The 19,887-nt window shown below is 58.8% G+C and carries 15 protein-coding genes and 1 pseudogene; 10 read left to right on the top strand and 6 right to left on the bottom strand.

Translation table 11 applies throughout. The annotated features are described in order from the left end of the window. The first annotated feature begins 69 nt into the window (after positions 1–69). Complete coding sequence (gene metH / locus ENTCL_RS20715) at positions 70–3,753, top strand: methionine synthase (protein WP_013368096.1); 3,684 nt, start codon at positions 70–72, stop codon at positions 3,751–3,753. Positions 3,754–3,933: 180 nt separating this feature from the next. After that, the gene (locus ENTCL_RS20710; RefSeq protein ID WP_013368095.1) at positions 3,934–5,565 is read left to right on the top strand and encodes a Na/Pi cotransporter family protein; all 1,632 of its coding nucleotides are present in this window, start codon (positions 3,934–3,936) and stop codon (positions 5,563–5,565) included. An 86-nt stretch (positions 5,566–5,651) separates the two neighbouring features. Here ENTCL_RS20710 and pepE read toward each other — a convergent pair whose 3' ends face one another. After that, positions 5,652–6,341, bottom strand: coding sequence for a dipeptidase PepE (pepE, locus tag ENTCL_RS20705; RefSeq protein ID WP_013368094.1), 690 nt, complete (start codon positions 6,339–6,341; stop codon positions 5,652–5,654). Positions 6,342–6,540: 199 nt separating this feature from the next. On the opposite strand from pepE, the gene rluF reads away from it, so the two are divergent. Then, positions 6,541–7,419 carry a 23S rRNA pseudouridine(2604) synthase RluF gene (rluF, locus tag ENTCL_RS20700; RefSeq protein ID WP_013368093.1) on the top strand — a complete coding sequence of 293 codons (879 nt, stop codon included), beginning with the start codon at positions 6,541–6,543 and terminating at the stop codon, positions 7,417–7,419. Here rluF and ENTCL_RS20695 read toward each other — a convergent pair whose 3' ends face one another. Next, positions 7,420–7,692, bottom strand: a complete 273-nt coding sequence (locus ENTCL_RS20695; RefSeq protein WP_013368092.1) for a YjbD family protein — start codon at positions 7,690–7,692, stop codon at positions 7,420–7,422. It abuts the gene before it with no gap. Positions 7,693–7,765: 73 nt separating this feature from the next. Then, on the bottom strand, positions 7,766–9,115 hold the full coding sequence (gene lysC / locus ENTCL_RS20690; RefSeq protein ID WP_013368091.1) for a lysine-sensitive aspartokinase 3: 1,350 nt from the start codon (positions 9,113–9,115) through the stop codon (positions 7,766–7,768). A 304-nt stretch (positions 9,116–9,419) separates the two neighbouring features. Here lysC and pgi point away from each other — a divergent pair, with 304 nt between their 5' ends. From pgi to psiE, 6 genes are all read left to right on the top strand, one after another. Next, positions 9,420–11,069 (top strand): glucose-6-phosphate isomerase, encoded by a 1,650-nt coding sequence (pgi, locus tag ENTCL_RS20685; protein WP_013368090.1) that lies wholly within the window; start codon positions 9,420–9,422, stop codon positions 11,067–11,069. A 366-nt stretch (positions 11,070–11,435) separates the two neighbouring features. After that, the gene (gene yjbE, locus ENTCL_RS20680) at positions 11,436–11,678 is read left to right on the top strand and encodes an exopolysaccharide production protein YjbE (protein ID WP_013368089.1); all 243 of its coding nucleotides are present in this window, start codon (positions 11,436–11,438) and stop codon (positions 11,676–11,678) included. A 63-nt stretch (positions 11,679–11,741) separates the two neighbouring features. Continuing rightward, a complete protein-coding gene (locus ENTCL_RS20675) occupies positions 11,742–12,380 on the top strand; it encodes a YjbF family lipoprotein (protein WP_013368088.1) in 639 nt (212 codons plus the stop codon). After that, the gene (locus ENTCL_RS20670; RefSeq protein WP_013368087.1) at positions 12,377–13,117 is read left to right on the top strand and encodes a capsule biosynthesis GfcC family protein; all 741 of its coding nucleotides are present in this window, start codon (positions 12,377–12,379) and stop codon (positions 13,115–13,117) included. The genes ENTCL_RS20675 and ENTCL_RS20670 overlap by 4 nt, the downstream gene beginning before the upstream one ends. After that, the gene (locus ENTCL_RS20665; RefSeq protein WP_013368086.1) at positions 13,114–15,213 is read left to right on the top strand and encodes a YjbH domain-containing protein; all 2,100 of its coding nucleotides are present in this window, start codon (positions 13,114–13,116) and stop codon (positions 15,211–15,213) included. Before ENTCL_RS20670 ends, ENTCL_RS20665 begins: the two co-directional genes overlap by 4 nt. Before the next feature lie 128 nt (positions 15,214–15,341). Then, positions 15,342–15,752, top strand: a complete 411-nt coding sequence (gene psiE, locus ENTCL_RS20660) for a phosphate-starvation-inducible protein PsiE (protein ID WP_013368085.1) — start codon at positions 15,342–15,344, stop codon at positions 15,750–15,752. Between the two features lie 82 nt (positions 15,753–15,834). On the opposite strand, the gene malG is transcribed toward psiE, so the two are convergent. Then, entirely contained in the window at positions 15,835–16,725 is an 891-nt protein-coding gene (gene malG, locus ENTCL_RS20655) for a maltose ABC transporter permease MalG (protein WP_013368084.1), read from the bottom strand. 13 nt (positions 16,726–16,738) lie between these two features. Then, positions 16,739–18,268 (bottom strand): maltose ABC transporter permease MalF, encoded by a 1,530-nt coding sequence (gene malF, locus ENTCL_RS20650; protein ID WP_013368083.1) that lies wholly within the window; start codon positions 18,266–18,268, stop codon positions 16,739–16,741. A 43-nt stretch (positions 18,269–18,311) separates the two neighbouring features. Here malF and ENTCL_RS24205 point away from each other — a divergent pair. Beyond that, positions 18,312–18,386: pseudogene (locus ENTCL_RS24205) on the top strand (hypothetical protein); the annotation flags it as partial. 15 nt (positions 18,387–18,401) lie between these two features. On the opposite strand, the gene malE reads toward ENTCL_RS24205, so the two are convergent. After that, on the bottom strand, positions 18,402–19,592 hold the full coding sequence (malE, locus tag ENTCL_RS20645) for a maltose/maltodextrin ABC transporter substrate-binding protein MalE (protein WP_013368082.1): 1,191 nt from the start codon (positions 19,590–19,592) through the stop codon (positions 18,402–18,404). Between the last annotated feature and the right edge of the window lie 295 nt (positions 19,593–19,887).

The raw sequence follows: 19,887 nt of genomic DNA, 5'->3' as shown, positions 1-19,887 counted from the left end.
CCCCCCCGCCAGTTTGTGCCAGTATGAACCGCAGCCTTTTGGCCTGGTTGAGCGTTGTCGGGAGCACGTGTGAGCAGCAAAACAGAACAACTGCATGCGCAGTTAAAAGAGCGAATTTTGGTTCTGGACGGGGGCATGGGCACCATGATCCAGAGCTACCGTCTGACTGAAGAGGATTTCCGCGGCGCGCGCTTTGCGGACTGGCCCTGCGATCTGAAAGGCAACAACGACCTGTTGGTGCTCAGCAAGCCGGAGGTGATTAGCGCTATCCACAACGCCTATTTTGAGGCGGGTGCGGATATCATCGAAACCAACACCTTCAACTCGACCCCCATCGCCATGGCGGATTACCAGATGGAATCCCTGTCGGCGGAAATCAACTTTGCCGCGGCAACGCTGGCGCGTGCCTGCGCCGACGAATGGACCGCCCGTACGCCGGACAAACCGCGCTATGTGGCAGGCGTTCTCGGCCCGACCAACCGCACCGCATCTATTTCTCCGGACGTGAACGACCCGGCGTTTCGCAACATTACCTTCGATCAGCTGGTGGCGGCCTACCGCGAATCGACCAAAGCGCTGGTGGAGGGCGGATCGGACCTCATCCTGATTGAAACGGTCTTCGATACGCTCAACGCCAAGGCCGCTATCTTTGCGGTCAAAGCGGAGTTTGACGCGCTGGGCGTTGAGCTGCCGATTATGATCTCCGGCACCATTACCGATGCCTCCGGGCGTACGCTTTCCGGCCAGACGACGGAGGCGTTTTATAACTCCCTGCGCCACGCCGACGCGCTCACCTTCGGCCTGAACTGCGCGCTGGGCCCGGACGAACTGCGCCAGTATGTGCAGGAGCTGTCGCGTATTGCCGACTGCTATGTCACCGCGCACCCGAACGCCGGTCTGCCGAACGCCTTTGGCGAATACGATCTCGACGCCGACACCATGGCGGCTCAAATTCGCGAATGGGCCGAAGCCGGTTTTCTGAACATCGTCGGCGGCTGCTGCGGCACCACCCCGGAACACATTGCGGCTATGAGCCGCGTCGTGACAGGGCTTACGCCGCGTAAACTGCCCGAGATCCCGGTCGCCTGCCGTCTTGCGGGTCTTGAGCCGCTGACCATCGGCGATGACAGCCTGTTTGTGAACGTCGGCGAGCGTACCAACGTCACCGGTTCGGCGAAATTCAAGCGCCTGATTAAAGAAGAGAAGTACAGCGAAGCGCTGGACGTTGCCCGCCAGCAGGTGGAGAGCGGTGCGCAGATTATCGATATCAACATGGATGAGGGGATGCTCGACGCCGAAGCGGCGATGGTGCGTTTCCTTAACCTTATCGCCGGCGAGCCGGATATCGCCCGCGTACCGATTATGATCGACTCCTCGAAGTGGGAGGTCATCGAAAAAGGGCTGAAGTGCATCCAGGGCAAAGGCATCGTCAACTCCATCTCGATGAAAGAGGGCGTTGAGCCGTTTATCCACCATGCGAAGCTGGTGCGCCGCTACGGCGCTGCGGTGGTGGTGATGGCCTTTGATGAAGTCGGCCAGGCCGATACCCGCGAGCGTAAAATTGAGATTTGCCGCCGCGCGTACCAGATTCTGACCGAAGAGGTGGGCTTCCCGCCGGAAGACATCATCTTCGACCCGAACATTTTTGCCGTTGCGACCGGTATCGAAGAGCACAACAACTACGCGGTCGATTTTATCGGCGCCTGCGAAGACATTAAGCGCGAGCTGCCGCACGCGCTGATTTCCGGCGGCGTGTCGAACGTGTCGTTCTCGTTTCGCGGCAACGACCCGGTGCGTGAAGCCATCCATGCGGTGTTCCTCTACTACGCCATTCGTAACGGTATGGACATGGGGATCGTCAACGCCGGGCAGTTGGCGATTTACGACGACCTGCCCGCCGAGCTGCGCGACGGCGTTGAGGATGTGATCCTCAACCGCCGCGACGATGCCACCGAGCGGATGCTGGATCTGGCGGAGAAATACCGCGGCAGCAAATCTGACGACGGCGCCAACGCCCAGCAGGCCGAATGGCGCAGCTGGGAGGTGAAAAAACGCCTCGAATACTCGCTGGTCAAAGGCATCACCGAGTTTATTGAGCAGGATACCGAAGAGGCCCGCCAGCAGGCCGCGCGCCCGATTGAGGTCATCGAAGGGCCGCTGATGGACGGCATGAACGTGGTCGGCGACCTGTTCGGCGAGGGCAAAATGTTCCTGCCGCAGGTGGTGAAATCCGCCCGCGTGATGAAGCAGGCCGTGGCGTATCTTGAGCCGTTTATTGAAGCCAGCAAAGAAAAGGGCAAAAGCAACGGTAAGATGGTGATCGCCACGGTGAAGGGCGATGTGCACGACATCGGCAAGAATATCGTCGGCGTAGTGCTGCAGTGCAATAACTACGAGATTGTCGATCTTGGCGTGATGGTGCCGACGGAGAAAATCCTCAAAACCGCCCGCGAGGTGAATGCGGACCTGATTGGCCTTTCCGGGCTGATTACCCCGTCGCTCGACGAGATGGTCAACGTGGCGAAAGAGATGGAGCGTCAGGGCTTTACCATCCCGCTGCTGATTGGCGGCGCGACGACGTCCAAAGCGCACACTGCGGTGAAGATTGAGCAGAACTACAGCGGACCGACGGTCTATGTGCAAAACGCCTCGCGCACCGTGGGCGTGGTCGCTGCGCTGCTGTCGGACAGCCAGCGCGACGACTTCGTCGCGCGCACCCGCAAAGAGTACGAAACCGTCCGCATCCAGCACGGCCGTAAGAAGCCGCGCACGCCGCCGGTAACGCTGCAGGCGGCGCGGGATAACGATCTGGCCTTCGACTGGGCAAGCTATACGCCGCCGGTCGCCCACCGTCTCGGCGTGCAGGAGGTCAGCGCCAGCATCGAAACGCTGCGCAACTATATCGACTGGACGCCGTTCTTTATGACCTGGTCGCTGGCGGGCAAATACCCGCGCATTCTGGAAGATGAGGTTGTCGGCGAGGAGGCGCAGCGCCTGTTCCGCGATGCTAACGAGATGCTGGATAAGCTCAGCGCCGAAAAAACGCTGAATCCGCGCGGCGTCGTTGGCCTGTTCCCGGCGAACCGGGTGGGCGACGACATCGAAATCTACCGCGACGAGACCCGAACCCACGTGCTGGCGGTCAGCCGCCACCTGCGCCAGCAGACCGAAAAGGTCGGGTTCGCCAACTACTGCCTGGCCGATTTCGTGGCGCCGAAGCTCTCCGGCAAAGCGGACTATATCGGCGCATTCGCCGTGACCGGTGGCCTGGAAGAGGACGCGCTGGCGGACGCGTTCGACGCGCGGCACGATGATTACAACAAGATCATGGTCAAAGCGATTGCCGACCGCCTGGCGGAAGCCTTTGCCGAGTATCTCCACGAGCGCGTGCGTAAAGTGCAGTGGGGCTATGCGGCCAACGAGAATCTGAGCAACGACGAACTCATCCGCGAAAACTATCAGGGCATTCGTCCGGCGCCGGGGTATCCCGCCTGTCCGGAGCATACCGAGAAGGGCACCATCTGGCAGCTGCTGGATGTGGAGACCCACACCGGAATGAAGCTGACCGAGTCCTTCGCCATGTGGCCGGGGGCGTCGGTGTCCGGCTGGTACTTCAGCCATCCGGACAGCAAATATTTTGCCGTGGCGCAGCTGCAGCGCGATCAGGTCGAAGACTATGCTTTCCGTAAAGGGATGAGCGTGTCGGAGGTGGAGCGCTGGCTTGCGCCGAACCTGGGGTATGACGCCGATTAAGCCATTCTCTGTCACATAACTGTCATTTTCTCTTACAACAAACAAGGCGCCTCTGCGGTGCCTTGTCTCTTTGTTGACGTTAAACCCTTATACTGGAATGACGCCGTTTTCCTCCCCTTCTCCGCTGAAGAGGGGAAGGAAAGCCCAGAAAAATAATAACGATAAGGAGAACAAGACTCCGTGTTGACTCTGTTACACCTGCTTTCAGCTGTCGCCCTGCTGGTGTGGGGGACCCACATTGTGCGTACCGGCGTGATGCGCGTCTTTGGCGCCCGCCTGCGCACGGTCCTGAGTAGTAGCGTTGAGAAAAAACCGCTGGCCTTCTGCGCCGGGATCGGCGTTACGGCGCTGGTGCAAAGCAGCAATGCCACCACCATGCTGGTGACCTCGTTTGTGGCGCAGGATCTGGTCGCGCTCACCCCTGCGCTGGTGATTGTGCTGGGAGCCGACGTGGGGACCGCGCTGATGGCGCGCGTGCTCACCTTCGATTTGTCTTGGCTTTCGCCGCTGCTGATTTTTATCGGCGTGATTTTCTTCCTTGGCCGCAAGCAAACCCGCGCGGGGCAGCTGGGGCGCGTGGGTATCGGCCTGGGTCTGATTCTGCTGGCGCTCGAGCTTATCGTTCAGGCCGTGCATCCCATCACGCAGGCCAACGGCGTACAGGTCATTTTCGCCTCGCTGACCGGCGATATCATGCTGGATGCGCTGATCGGCGCGATGTTCGCCGTTATCACCTATTCAAGCCTCGCCGCGGTACTGCTGACGGCGACCTTGACCGCGACGGGGGTTATCTCGTTTCCGGTGGCGCTGTGTCTGGTGATTGGCGCCAACCTCGGCTCCGGGCTGCTGGCGATGCTCAACAACAGCGCCGCCAACGCCGCCGCCCGGCGCGTAGCGCTCGGCAGCCTGCTGTTTAAGCTGGTGGGCAGCCTGATTGTGCTGCCGTTTGTGCATATCCTGGCGGATACCTTAAGCAAGCTGCCGGTGGAGAAATCCGAACTGGTTATCTATTTTCACGTGTTCTACAACCTGTTGCGCTGCCTGGCGATGGTACCGTTCGCCGAGCCGATGGCGCGCTTTTGCAAGCGGATGATTCGCGATGAGCCCGAGCTTGATGCGCGGCTTAAGCCTAAGCATCTCGACGTCACCGCGCTGGATACGCCGACGCTGGCGCTGGCCAACGCCGCGCGGGAAACGCTGCGGATTGGGGATGCGATGGAAATGATGATGGAGGGGCTGCGCAAAATCATCCACGGCGAATCGCGCGAAGAAAAAGAGCTGCGTAAAATCGCCGACGACATCAACGTGCTGTATACCGCGATCAAGCTCTACCTGGCGAGGATGCCTAAAGATGAGCTGGCGGAAGAGGAGTCCCGCCGCTGGGCGGAGATTATCGAAATGTCGCTGAACCTGGAGCAGGCCTCCGATATCGTTGAGCGTATGGGCAGCGAGATTGCCGATAAGTCCCTGGCCGCGCGCCGCGCGTTCTCGGTGGACGGCATGAAGGAGCTGGATGCGCTGTACGATCAGCTGCTCAGCAACCTGCAGCTGGCCATGTCGGTGTTCTTCTCCGGCGACGTGACCAGCGCCCGCCGGTTGCGCCGCAATAAGCACCGTTTTCGCATCATGAACCGTCGCTACTCCCACGCCCACGTTGACCGGCTGCACCAGCAGAACGTGCAGAGCATTGAAACCAGCTCGCTGCACCTCGGGCTGCTGGGCGACATGAAGCGTCTTAATTCCCTGTTCTGCGCGGTCGCCTACAGCGTAATGGAGCAGCCGGACGAAGACGACGACAGGGATGATTATTGACGAAAGGCGGCGTAAACGCCTTATCCGGCCTGCATAAGCGGCAGGCCGGGTAAATGCAGCGCCTCGGGCGCTTCACACGATGCGGCTTAAAAGCGGTGACCTTCCTCAAGGGGAAGCGCCTCTTCACCGGCTCTGAACACGTAAGTCGTGTTCGGCCCTCCGAGCACGGCCTGGCCTTTGCTGACCGTGATCCAGTTACCTTCCGGCAGACCAATCACCGTCAGCTCCGGCGCCACGACCAACAGCTCGCGAATACGCTGTTCGCGCGTTTCGCCTTTGTGGCCTTCCGGCAAGGCGTTAGTGAAGTGCGGGTTAATCTGCAGGGGGAACAGGCCCAGCGCATCAAAGCCCTGCGGATCGACAATCGGCATGTCGTTGGTGGTACGGATGGTCGGGCAGGCGAGGTTGGAGCCTGCGCTCCAGCCGATGTACAGCGCGCCGCGTTTGACCGCATCGACAATCGGCGTCAGCAGGCCGCGAGTCCGGCACTCTTTCAACAGCTGGAAGGTGTTGCCCCCGCCGACAATCACCACATCGGCACTGGCAACGGCGGCCGCCGGATCGGCAACCGTATGAATGCCTGTGACATGGACGCCCATTGGCGTAAAGATCGCCGCCGTTTTTGCGGTGTAGTCGTCCCAGGTTTGCGTGACGCCGGCAAACGGAATAAAGACGGCGGAACGGCGGCCGTTCAACTGCCCGGCAATCAGCGGCAGGGCGTGTTCCATCCAGCCTTTACCCGGCAGCGTTGAGTTACTCAATAAAAGTAGTTCCATCATTGCTCCATGCAATCAGTAAATTACAAAACGCAGCAATGCTACCACCGTCAGCGCCGCGCCTTACTGACATGGCTCACGATGTTGGAAGCGGAGGCTGGCTGAATCTGCGCAGGCGGGTTTTGCCGCCGCATATTTATGCCCGACTATTTTTTATCGTCCGCAAGATAAGATATATTTCGCTTTTACAGGAGACACTATGCTGCCCACTCAATCAACCCGATTAAATAAGTACATCAGCGAGAGCGGTATTTGCTCGCGTCGCGAAGCCGACCGTTTTATCGAACAGGGCAACGTGTTCATCAACGGCAAACGCGCCACCATTGGCGATCAGGTAGCGCCTGGCGACGTGGTCAAAGTGAATGGTCAGCTTATCGAGCCCAGAGATGCCGAAGACCTGGTGTTTATCGCGTTGAATAAGCCGGTTGGCATTGTCAGCACCACCGAAGACGGCGAGAGAAATAACATTGTCGACTTTGTTAACCACAGCAGCCGAATTTTCCCGATTGGCCGCCTCGACAAAGATTCGCAGGGGCTGATTTTTCTCACCAACCACGGCGATCTGGTCAATAAAATCCTGCGTGCCGGCAACGATCACGAGAAAGAGTACGTGGTCACCGTCAACAAGCCGGTCACCGATGAGTTTATTCGCGCCATGGGCGCGGGCGTCCCGATCCTCGGCACCGTCACCAAAAAATGTAAAGTCAAAAAAGAGGCGCCGTTCGCGTTTCGCATTACCCTCATTCAGGGGCTCAACCGGCAGATTCGCCGCATGTGCGAACATTTCGGCTATGAGGTGACGAAGCTTGAGCGTACGCGGATTATGAACGTGAGCCTCGCCGGTATTCCGCCGGGAGAGTGGCGCGACCTGACCGACGATGAGCTGATCGAGCTGTTTAAGCTGATTGAGAATTCGTCATCGGAGGCAAAGCCGAAGGCGAAGGCCAAACCGAAAACCGCCGCGGGCGCGGTGAAAAAACCAGCCGGTAACGGCGGGAAAAATATGGCAAAAACCCCGGCGGAGATGGCGAACCGTAAGCGCTTCACCTCGCCGGGACGTAAAAAGAAAGGGCGCTAGTTAGCGTCTGCCGCGCGTCGGGGTATTGGCCGACCAGGAAAATGACGCTTCGGCGTCGGGCTTATAGGCCTGCTGTTTTTTTAACTGGCGGGCCTTTTTCGCCGCGGCTTCCCGCTGCGCCATCAGCTTATCGATATACTCCTTTTTCACGCTGTTGGTCTCCGCGTTAGTCAGCGGACGGCCATGCGCAATACGGGCCCTGTCGAGCAGGGTTTTCAGCTCCCGCTGCTCGCGTTCCGTCATCTCTTTTTGGGTCAGTCTGGGTGCGGCCATACCTGAAGCCTCCTTAAGGGGGAGACTTCAGTGTAAAGCAAGCGCGTTCAGGAACGAAGCGCCCTGAGCGAGGTTATTCAAACAAATTATGATGCAGCTTGCGCACCACGTCTTCCGCCTCTTCGCCCGGTACCAGGAAGCACAGGTTGTGGCTGGAGGCGCCGTAGCAAATCATGCGGATGTTGAACGGTTCCAGCACGCCAAACACCTCTTTGCCGACGCCGCAGGATTTCGACAGGTTATTGCCGATAAGCGCCACCAGCGCCAGATTCTCTTCGACTTCCACCCGGCACAGCGACGACAGCTCGGTTAACAGCGCCTGGGTCAGCAGCGTATCGCCGGTGGAGGTCGAACCGGTGGTGTCAAGGGTCAGGGCGATGCTGACTTCCGACGTGGTTATCAGATCGACCGAAATATTATGCCGCGCCAGCATACCGAAGACCTCGGCGAGGAAGCCGCGGGAGTGCAGCATGTTCAGGCTGTGCAGCGTCAGCAGGGTTTGCTTGCGGCGCAGCGCCAGGGCGCGGAACAGCGGCGGATTGGCGGTTTCATTGCATACCAGCGTTCCGCCGGCTTTTGGGTCTTTGCTTGAGCCGACGAACACCGGAATATCGCTGCGTACGGCAGGCAGCAGCGTGGCGGGGTGCAGCACTTTCGCGCCGAATGTCGCCAGCTCCGCCGCCTCTTCAAAAGCGATTTCGTCGATTCGCTGCGCCGACGGCACAACGCGCGGGTCGGTGGTGTAGATGCCCGGGACATCGGTCCAGATATCCACGCGGCTGGCGTGCAGCGCTTCGCCGAGCAGGGCGGCGGTATAGTCGCTGCCGCCGCGGCCCAGCGTGGTGGTACGGCCTTTCGACTCGCTGCCGATAAAGCCCTGGGTAATCACCAGCCCCTCCGCCAGACGCGGTCTGAGCTGGGCGGCGGAAAGCTCCGCCAGCGCGGCGACATCCGGCTCGGCGCGGCCAAAGCGATCGCTGGTGCGCATCACTTTGCGCACGTCGAACCACTGCGCCTGGACGCGGCGCTCGCGCAGGATCTCCACAAACAGCAGGGTGGAAATCAGCTCGCCGTGGCTGACCAGTTCGTCCGTCAGGGCATGGGAAGAGGCCAGCGACGCCGCCTCCGCAAGCGCGGTGATGTTCTCCAGCAGGCGATCGATCTCTTCGCGAATCACGTTAGGGTACTGCAGGCGTTCAATGATATTGAACTGAATCTGGCGCAGCGCGTCGAGCTTAGCGAAACGCTCGGTCGCTTCCAGCCCTTCGGCCAGCGCCACCAGCAGATTGGTTACGCCCGCAGAGGCGGACAGCACGACGACGCGAACGTTCTCGTCGGCGAGCACCACATCGGCGCTGCGATTCATGGCGTCAAAGTCAGCCACACTGGTTCCGCCAAATTTGGCGACAACTACATTCGTCATAACGACCTCGTGTCAGGAAATGAAAATAGCGACCATGGCACAAGGGCAAAACGAAAACCGGTGCAGGCGCAACTACCGTATTCATAAATAAAATGTGCGCTGGATCCTGTCAACGCCGGGATTATGCGGATTTTTCATGCTGTCATTAGTCTCAGTAATCACGCTTATAACAACTATACTTTTCGGAGCTTTTTGGCGGTTTACGGCATCCCCTCTGGCTATGACATAAAAACCATCACAATTTTTGCCTGCAGGCGCTACAATCGACCGAAGTCACAATTCTCAAATCATGAAGAGTATTGCTATGAAAAATATCAACCCAACGCAGACTTCTGCCTGGCAGGCACTACAGAAACACTACGAAGACATGAAGGACGTTACGATCGCCGAGCTGTTCGCGAAAGATAACGACCGTTTCGCGAAGTTTTCCGCGACGTTTGACGATCTGATGCTGGTGGATTTTTCCAAAAACCGCATCACCGAAGAGACGCTGAGCACGCTGCAGGCGCTGGCGAAAGAGACCTCCCTGGCTGACGCTATCAGGTCCATGTTCTCCGGTGAGAAGATCAACCGTACTGAGGATCGTGCGGTGCTGCACGTGGCGCTGCGCAACCGTAGCAATACCCCGATTATCGTTGACGGCAAAGACGTGATGCCGGAAGTGAATGCCGTTCTGGAAAAGATGAAGCATTTCTCGCAAGCCATCATTTCCGGTAGCTGGAAAGGCTACACCGGCAAAGCGATCACCGACGTGGTCAACATCGGCATCGGCGGCTCGGACCTCGGCCCGTTCATGGTGACCGAAGCGCTGCGCCCGTACAAAAACCACCTCAACATGCACTTTGTGTCCAACGTTGACGGCACCCACATCGCCGAAGTGCTGAAGACTGTGAACCCGGAAACCACCCTGTTCCTGGTTGCCTCTAAAACCTTCACTACCCAGGAAACCATGACCAATGCCCACAGCGCGCGCGACTGGTTCCTGAAAACCGCCGGTGATGAAAAGCACGTTGCGAAACACTTCGCCGCGCTGTCGACCAACGGTAAAGCGGTGGGCGAATTCGGTATCGACACCGCGAATATGTTCGAGTTCTGGGACTGGGTCGGCGGCCGCTACTCGCTGTGGTCCGCGATTGGCCTGTCGATCGTTCTGTCCGTCGGCTTCGACAACTTTGTTGAGCTGCTGTCCGGCGCCCATGCGATGGACAAGCACTTCTCCACCACCGCGCCGGAGAAAAACCTGCCGGTGCTGCTGGCGCTGATCGGTATCTGGTACAACAATTTCTTCGGCGCAGAAACCGAAGCGATTCTGCCGTATGACCAGTACATGCACCGCTTTGCCGCCTACTTCCAGCAGGGCAACATGGAGTCCAACGGCAAATACGTTGACCGTAACGGCAACGCGGTGGACTACCAGACGGGCCCAATCATCTGGGGCGAGCCGGGCACCAACGGCCAGCACGCGTTCTATCAGCTGATCCACCAGGGCACCAAAATGGTTCCTTGCGATTTCATCGCCCCGGCCGTTACCCACAACCCGCTTTCCGATCACCACCAGAAGCTGCTGTCTAACTTCTTCGCACAGACCGAAGCGCTGGCGTTTGGTAAATCCCGCGAGGTGGTTGAGCAGGAATACCGTGACCAGGGTAAAGATCCGGCAACCCTGGAACACGTTGTGCCGTTCAAAGTGTTCGAAGGCAACCGCCCGACCAACTCCATCCTGCTGCGTGAAATCACGCCGTTCAGCCTCGGCGCGCTGATCGCGCTGTATGAGCATAAGATTTTCACCCAGGGCGCTATCCTCAACATCTTCACCTTCGACCAGTGGGGCGTTGAGCTGGGCAAGCAGCTGGCAAACCGCATTCTGCCGGAGCTGGCGGACGGTAAAGACGTCAGCAGCCATGACAGCTCAACCAACGGTCTGATTAACCGTTATAAAGCCTGGCGCGGCTAAGCAATAGAGCAAAGAACAATGCCGGCAAATTGCCGGCATTTTTTTATCGGATAAATCCTCTTGCTCATCGGTCTCACGAAATAGCCGCCATGGCGTTAATCTGAAAACCACTTTTCCCTGTTCAATAATAAATATATCTTTTCGGATTATACGGATATTGTATTTTTATTGTTTTATTTTAACTGCATGTTTTTATTGATATATAAATATTAAATTAATGCCTTCATGGCTTATTAATCTCATTATCCTAAAACCTCTTGTCTCATTCCTGATGCCGTAATGACACCGTCTGAGTTGTGTATACTCGATGGCGCCTGAATTTTCAGGTGACTCTCCATTCATTCCAATTAATGAAAGGAAATAACGATGAAGCAAATCGTGTATGGCATTTTTGCCATCTCTGCGCTTGCGGCGGCTTCTGCCTGTGCGGCGCCGGTGGAAACCGGTGATGCGGCAGGATCTGCGGCGACGTCGGTGTCCGCGGGAAGCTCTACCGCGACCAGCGCCAGCGCCGTAGGCTCGGCCGTAGGGGCTGCGCTGGCCGCAACCGGCGGCGGTGATGGTTCTAATACCGGAACCACCACCACGACCACCACCCGTACCCGGTAATTTACCCGGTACGTTAACCATAACCACACTTCGGTGTGGTTATTCTGCCCCCGGAGACGCGCGGTGAAGCGAACTTCCCTCATCACTTTGTGCCTGCTGTTGCAGGCCTGTTCGGCGACGACCAAAGGGCTCGGACAGTCGCTGTGGAACAGCGTGTTCGGCGTTCCGGGCGTACAGCTGACCTATGATGATATCCGGAACATGCCGTACGCCAGCCAGTATATGCAGCTCAACGGCGGCCCCCAGCTGTTCGTCGCGCTCGCCTTTTCTGAGCAGGGCCAGCAGAAATGGATGACCCAGGATCGGGCCGTGGTCGTCACGCAGCGCGGACGGGTGGTGAAAACGCTCCAGCTGCAGGACAACCTGCTGGAGGTGACCAACCTGAACAGCGATCCGCTGGCGGCGCCGAACCGGATCGTCGATGGCGCAGGCTGGACGCGCACGATGGGCTGGACTGAACACCGGCAGGTGCGCTACGCCGTAGCCCGCTCGACGTTCCGCTGGGACGGCGCCGATACCGTGACGCTGGCCGGCGACAGCACCGCGGTTCGGGTGCTGGACGAGGCGGTCTCAACCGATGAGGCGCGCTGGCATAACCGCTACTGGGTCGACGGCGACGGCCAGATTCGCAAATCAGAACAATACCTTGGCGCGGGATTTTTCCCGGTGAAAACCCTCCTCATCAAGGCGGCAAAGCCATGAATAAACTCCCTGCGCTCTTCCTGACTCTGGGCATGGCCGCTGCGCCGTCGTGGGCCTCCGGCACGGTGGACGTTTATATGAACGGCGCGACGCAGCCGAAGACGCTCGCCGACGCCGCGCGCCTTATCGATCTCGTGGAGCAGCCCAGGCTGGCAGGCAGCTGGTGGCCGGGCGCGGTGATTGCCGCACAGCCGCAAACCGCCGTTGCCCTCCAGCAAAAGCAGGCGCTGCTCTCCCGGCTGGCGACGCTTGCCGCCCGGTCGAACGGCGACGATGCCGCCGCGATAAACGCCCTGCGCCAGCAGCTGCAGGCGGTGCGCGTCGTGGGCCGCCAGTTTATCAGCCTCGATCCGGACCAGGTGCGGGCCGGGCAGCTGAACAACCCGCCGCTGGAGGGGAAATACAGCCTGTGGGTCGGCCCGCAGCCTGGCACCGTCACCCTCTTTGGCCTCATCAGCCGCCCAGGCAAGGTGGCCTTCACGCCGGGACGCGATATCGCCAGCTATCTCGATGACGTCAGCCTGCTGAGCGGCGCCGGGCGCAGCGATGCCTGGGTGATTTACCCCGACGGGCGTACGGAGAAAGCGCCCGTTGCGTACTGGAACAAGCGCCATGTCGAGCCGATGCCGGGCAGCACCATTTTTGTCGGGTTTGCCGACGCACTGTGGACGACGCAGTACGACGAACTGAACGCCGATGTACTTCGCGCCCTCGCACAGCGGATACCTGAAGAATGATGAAAACACACGCTTTTTATAGCCTGCTGGCGCTGTGCGTGAGCGCTGCCTGTCATGCCGAAACGTACCCGGCGCCCATCGGCCCATCGCAGTCGGATTTCGGCGGCACGGGGCTGCTGCAAACGCCCACCGCCCGCATGGCGCGCGAAGGGGAGTTCAGCCTGAACTATCGTGACAACGACCAGTACCGCTTTTACTCTGCGTCGGTTCAGCTGTTTCCGTGGCTGGAGACCACGCTGCGTTACACCGATGTGCGCACCAAAAAATACAGCAACGTGGAGGCGTTTTCCGGCGATCAAACCTATAAGGACAAAGCGTTCGACCTCAAGCTGCGGCTATGGGAAGAGGGCTACTGGCTGCCGGAAGTGGCGATCGGCGCGCGGGATATCGGCGGGACGGGGCTGTTTGACGGGGAATATATCGTCGCCAGCAAGGCCTGGGGACCGTTCGACTTTACGCTGGGCATGGGATGGGGATATCTCGGCACCAGCGGCAACGTCAAGAATCCGTTCTGCAGCTACGACAGCAAATTCTGCTACCGCGATAACCGCTACAGGCAGGCGGGATCATTCGACAGCAGCCAGATGTTCCACGGCCCGGCGGCGCTGTTCGGCGGCATTGAATACCAGACGCCCTGGCAGCCGCTGCGCCTGAAGCTGGAGTATGAAGGCAACGACTACAGCCACGATTTTGCGGGTAAGATCGATCAGAAGAGCAAGTTTAACGTCGGCGCCATTTACCGGGCGGCTGATTGGGCCGACGTTAACCTCAGCTACGAGCGCGGCAACACCCTGATGTTCGGCGTCACTCTGCGCACTAACTTCAATACGCTGCGGCCGTCGTATAACGACAGCCCAAAACCGGCGTACCGGCCGGAGCCGCAGGATGCCATTCTCCAGCACTCGGTAGTGGCAAACCAGCTGGCGCTGTTGAAATACAACGCCGGGTTCGCCGACCCGCAAATCCAGACGCAGGGCGACACCCTGTACGTGACCGGCGAGCAGGTAAAATACCGCGATTCCCGCGAAGGGATTGATCGCGCCAACCGCATTATCATGAACGACCTGCCGGACAATATCCGCACCCTCCGCGTGACGGAGAACCGCCTCAACATGCCGCAGGTGACGACCGAAACCGACGTCGCCAGCCTGAAGCGCCACCTGGAGGGCGAGCCGCTCGGCCAGGAAACGCCGCTGGCGCAAACGCGCGAGACGCCGATCGTGCCGGATAAAACCGAGCAGGGCTGGTATATCGACAAGTCGCGTTTCGATTTCCGCGTCGACCCGGTGCTGAACCAGTCTTTCGGCGGCCCGGAAAGTTTTTATATGTACCAGCTGGGGGTGATGGGGACCGCCGACTGGTGGGTGACCGACCATCTGCTGACCACCGGCAGCCTGTTTGCCAACATCGCCAACAGCTACGACAAGTTTAACTACACTAACCCGCCGAACGATTCGCAGCTCCCCCGCGTGCGTACGCATGTGCGTGAGTATGTGGAAAACGATATCTACGTGAACAACCTGCAGGCCAACTATTTCCAGTATCTGGGGAACAACGTCTACGGCCAGGTGTACGGCGGGTATCTTGAGACCATGTTCGGCGGCGTGGGGGCGGAGGTGCTGTACCGCCCGGTGGACAGCAACTGGGCCTTTGGCATCGACGCCAACTACGTCAAGCAGCGCGACTGGCACAGCGCCCTGGATATGATGAAATTTACCGACTACAGCGTGAAAACGGGCAATCTGACCGCCTACTGGACGCCGTCGTTCGCCCAGAACGTGCTGGTGAAAGCCAGCATCGGCCAGTATCTGGCAGGCGACAAGGGCGGTACCCTTGACGTCTCGAAGCACTTTGACAGCGGGATCGTAGTGGGAGCCTATGCCACCATTACCAACGTGTCGGCGCAGGAGTATGGCGAAGGCAATTTCACCAAAGGGGTGTATGTTTCGGTACCGCTGGATCTCTTCACCTCCGGGCCAACCCGCAGCCGCGCGAATATTGGCTGGACGCCGCTGACCCGCGACGGCGGCCAGCAGCTCGGGCGTAAGTTCGACCTTTACAGCATCACCAGCGATAAGAGTATGAACTTCCGCTGATGCGGCGCCCTTCTCCTTTTCAGGGAGAGGGGCGTCATCCGTGCTGAACAAAATATAAGCAAAAAATATAGATATCTGTCACATTTTTGCGTTATACAGGACTCTCGCCACTGCGAATGAGGTGCTGTATGACGTCGCTATCTCGTCCACGCGTAGAGTTTATCTCCACCATCCTGCAGACGGTGCTCAACCTCGGTTTGTTGAGCCTTGGCCTGATCCTGGTCGTTTTCCTCGGTAAAGAGACGGTGTATCTTGCGGATGCGCTGTTCGCCCCTGAGCAAACCAGCAAATACGCGCTGGTGGAAGGGCTGGTGGTCTACTTTCTCTATTTCGAATTTATCGCGCTGATTGTGAAATACTTTCAGTCCGGCTTTCACTTCCCGCTACGCTACTTTGTCTATATCGGGATCACCGCTATCGTGCGGCTGATCATCGTCGATCACAAATCCCCGCTTGATGTACTGATCTACTCCGCGGCGATCCTGCTGCTGGTGATCACCCTCTGGCTGTGCAACTCCAAACGGCTGAGACGAGAGTAAAAAAATGGCGCTCCAGGGAGCGCCGAACAACAGTCACAAGTTGGGATAAGTTGAGGATAACAGTGGCATATAACGATGAGGGTTAACCTTTAACACCGCCTGCGGTCAGGCCGTTGACCAGCCAGCGCTGCGCCAACAGGAAGACGATGGTGATCGGGATAGCGGACAATACCGCGGCCGCCGCGAAATCGCCCCACAGGTAGTTCTGCGGGTTGAGGTATTGCTGCATACCGACTGCAAGCGTGTAGCTGTTGACGTCGCGAAGCAGCAAAGATGCGACCGGCACTTCGGTAATGGCCGCGATAAACGACAGGATAAACACCACCGCCAGAATCGGCACCGACAGCGGCAGCAGCACCAGACGGAAAGCCTGCCACGGCGTCGCGCCGTCCAGCGCGGCAGCCTCTTCCAGCGAACCGTCGATGGTTTCGAAATAGCCCTTGATCGTCCAGACGTGCAGCGCAATGCCGCCCAGATAGGCGAAGATCACCCCGCCGTGGGTGTTCAGGCCGATAAACGGCAGATACTGGCCGAGACGGTCGAATAACGCGTACAGCGCCACCAGCGACAGCACCGCCGGGAACATCTGGAAAATCAGCATGCCTTTCAGCAGCGTCGCCTTACCCGGGAACTTCATGCGGGCGAAGGCGTAGGCGCAGGTGGTGGACAGCGCGACGATGCCGGTGGCGGTAATACCGGCGATTTTGACCGAGTTCCACAGCCACAGCAGCACCGGGAAGGGCGGCGGCGTCACGCGGCCGTCCGCATGCTCGACGCTAAAGCCCAGCGCCAGCCGCCAGTGCTCCCAGGAGATTTGCTCCGGGATCAGGCTGCCGGTGGCGAAGTTGCCCTCGCGCAGCGAAATGGCGATCACCATCAGCAGCGGGAACATAATTGCCGCGATAAACAGCAGCAGCAGCAGGTGCGTAATGAAAAGGCGCAGCTTCTGTGATTTGGGTTGTACCATTGCCATGTTCTGTGCCTCCTCAATCAAATTTCATGCGCGTGGCTTTCAGGTTCACAATCGCCAGCGCTCCGACCAGCAGGAAGATCAGCGTGGCGATCGCCGCCGCGAGGCCGAAATCCTGGCCGCCGCCGCCTTCAAAGGCGATACGCCAGGTGTAGCTCACCAGCAGGTCGGTATAGCCCGCCGGGGTGGTGGTGCCGAGCCGGTCCGGCCCGCCGTTGGTCAACAGCTGGATCAGCACGAAGTTATTAAAGTTAAAGGCGAAGCTGGCGATCATCAGCGGCGTCAGCGGCTTGATCAGCAGCGGCAGCGTAATTTTGAAGAAGTTCTGAAACGGACCTGCGCCGTCCATTGCCGACGCTTCATACAGGTCGTCCGGAATCGCCTTCAGCAGCCCCATGCACAGGATCATCATGTACGGGTAGCCAAGCCAGGTATTGACGATGACGATCATCGAGCGGGCGGTGGTCGGATCGCTGAACCAGGCGGGTTTAATGCCGAACAGCGCGCTCAGCATCATGTTGATTTCCCCGAAGCTCTGGTTGAATAACCCTTTGAAAATCAGGATCGAGATAAACGACGGCACCGCATAGGGCAGAATCAGCAGCACGCGGTAAATCGCTTTGCCTTTGAGCGCCTCCCACTGCACGACGCAGGCCAGCACCATGCCGACGGCAACGGTCAGGAGTACGGTCAGCAGCGAAAACACCACCGTCCAGGCGAAGATAGCGATAAACGGTTTCTGAATACCCTCATCGGTAAAGACGCGCATAAAATTTTTCCAGCCGATGGTGACGGTATAGCCCGGGCTGAGCTTCTCGCCGCCCTCCAGCGCCTGGTAGTAGCCGATATCGTCGTTCGGGCGGTATTTCGCCCCGGTCTGGTTATTGGTCAGCAGACCATCAGCCGCCTGGGTGTACAGCGGCCGCGTGCCGGAAAACTGGCGCAGCGAGCTCATCACCACTTTGCTGCCGTCAGGCAGTACGGCGGTGAGCAGGTTCAGCGCCTGGCGGTTCTGGGTGATGATGCGCAGCGTCGCGCGCTCGCCTGCGGGCAGAGAATCTGCCTCTTGCAGCGTGATTTTCTGCTCGCCGCCAAAGGCAAAGGGCGCAGAAAGGAAGTTTTTTCCGCTGTCGCCGTCGGTCAACGCCAGCCGCCATTCGTGACCCGCCGGGTATAGTCCGAAGTTGAAGGATTTCCCGGCCTGATAGGAGCGGTCGAGAAGCACCTGCTGGGCGCGCTCAAAGGTGAGCTGGTTGGTGCTGCTGTAGTTGGTAAACGCGATGGCGATAGTGCAAATCAGCGGGAACAGGACGAACAGCCCCATCCCGGCTATGCCCGGGTAAACGTAGCGCCAGGCGTAGGCTTTACGGTTGGCGAAAATATACAGGCCAACAGAGCTTAAAATCAGCGTCATGATGGCGAACAGGTACTCCCCCTGGGCGTACATTAAAGCAACAAGGTAACACACCAGCAGGCCAAGCAGAGCCATGACTGACCACTTCATCGCGTCGCTTTGCCACCAATGTTTCTTTTTAATGACATCCATGGGGATCGTCCTCTACAACGGTGAAAACTTCCTGGCCGGAGATGTGCCTGATGGTGCTGCGCTTATCAGGCCTACGGTGTGGGGTAGGCCGGATAAGGCATTTACGCCGCCATCCGGCACATGCTCAGCGGCATTACTTAGTAATGCGACCCTGCGCGTCCTTCAGCGCGGCGTCGACGGTCTGACGACCGCTGGCGGCGTTGATCACGGCAGTTCGGGTGGCATACCAGAAGGCCGCCATCTGCGGGATGTTCGGCATGATTTCACCCTTCTGGGCGTTCGCCATGGTGGCGGCGATGCGCGGATCTTTCTCCAGTTGTTCCTGGTAGGACTTCAGCGCGACGGCGCCCAGCGGTTTATCCTTGTTCACCTCTTCCAGGCCCTGGTTGGTCATCAGATAGTTTTCCAGGAACTCTTTTGCCAGTTCTTTGTTCGGGCTGGCGGCGTTGATGCCGGCGCTCAGCACGCCGACGAACGGCTTAGACGCTTTGCCTTTGAAGGTCGGCAGCAGCGTGACGCCATAGTTCACCTTGCTCTTGTCGATGTTGGACCACGCCCACGGACCGTTGATGGTCATGGCGGTTTCGCCCTTGTTGAACGCCGCTTCCGCGATGGAGTAGTCGGTATCCGCGTTCATGTGTTTGTTCTTGATAAGGTCAACCAGGAAGGTGAGGCCCGCTTTCGCGCCCGCGTTATCCACGCCGACGTCTTTCACGTCATATTTGCCGTTGGCAAACTTGAACGCATACCCGCCGTCGGCGGCAATCAGCGGCCAGGTGAAGTACGGTTCCTGCAGGTTGAACATCAGCGCCGATTTACCTTTCGCCTTCAGCGTCTTATCCAGGGCAGGAATCTCTTCCCAGGTTTTAGGCGGGTTTGGCACCAGGTCTTTGTTGTAAATCAGGGAGAGCGCTTCAACCGCAATCGGGTAGGCGATAAGCTTGCCGTTGTAGCGTACGGCGTCCCAGGTGAACGGATAGAGCTTGTCCTGGAAGGCCTTATCCGGCGTGACTTCCGCCAGCAGGCCGGACTGCGCGTAGCCGCCAAAGCGGTCATGGGCCCAGAAGATAATGTCCGGGCCGTCGCCGGTCGCGGCGACCTGCGGGAATTTCTCTTCCAGCTTGTCCGGGTGCTCAATGGTGACTTTGATACCGGTGTCTTTCTCAAATTTCTTACCTACCTCGGCAAGGCCGTTATAGCCTTTATCGCCGTTGATCCAGATGACCAGCTTTCCTTCTTCAATCTTTGCAAGGGCAGAGGCGGAAAACATCATCGTGGTCAGTGCAGACAGCGCCAGGATGCGTGCGCCAGTTTTGATTTTCATATATCCCGTCCTTTATGGTGTGTGCTCGTGGATACACAGAGGTGGTTTAACGCAGCCCAGTCTCCTTAATTGACAACCTCTTTCCATCCTCCTCGCCTCTACGCCCCACCCGCGCGTTGTGTGATCTCCGTTGCATAAAATGCAGTTATGAGTTCTGGCGCACACAAAAACGCGCCGATTTTTGCCGTCTGCATCACGAATTTCGTTCGCTGCCGCGCTGTCCAGGGGCAGGCGCGCCCCTCTCATCCTCCCGTCTCCTCCCCCATCAAAAACCCGGGGGGCGGAGGATTCATCA

Origin of the sequence: [Enterobacter] lignolyticus SCF1, from assembly GCF_000164865.1 — a bacterium.
Lineage (GTDB): Bacteria > Pseudomonadota > Gammaproteobacteria > Enterobacterales > Enterobacteriaceae > Enterobacter_B > Enterobacter_B lignolyticus.
The sequence above is the reverse complement of the archived record's forward strand: the minus strand, read 5'-3'. Positions and strand labels throughout refer to the sequence as shown.